This window comes from Hydrogenovibrio sp. 3SP14C1, assembly GCF_029625905.1.
Lineage (GTDB): Bacteria > Pseudomonadota > Gammaproteobacteria > Thiomicrospirales > Thiomicrospiraceae > Hydrogenovibrio.
Window position 1 is genome coordinate 1 of record NZ_JARTLM010000180.1, and the last position, 261, is coordinate 261.

Sequence of the window (261 nt, forward strand, 5' to 3'; positions counted from 1 at the left end):
GCCACCCAGGGCGGCGTGACCGCGACGCCATCCCTGCGACTACACGATCGCCAGACCAGCCAGGCGATCCTGCTGCAGGGGCCTATCGAAGGCGATGCACTGCTGTCGGCCATGGACATGCTGGCAGCTGAGGATCCGGTCGTTTCACCCACTACGGAAATGCCTGCCGACGTCGTCGGCGACATGCCCAGGTAGCCCGCGGTCATTGAGGCTACGGCGCAGCACGCTGCGCTGACCGCTACCCGTTCGCCCCGCATCCTG

The 261-nt window shown here is 67.0% G+C and carries 1 protein-coding gene; it reads left to right on the forward strand.

Annotated features, from left to right (window positions below):
* Positions 1-195: hypothetical protein (locus tag P8629_RS12150; protein ID WP_442908709.1), on the forward strand; the 195-nt coding region annotated here is incomplete at its 5' end.
* Positions 196-261 lie beyond the last annotated feature (66 nt).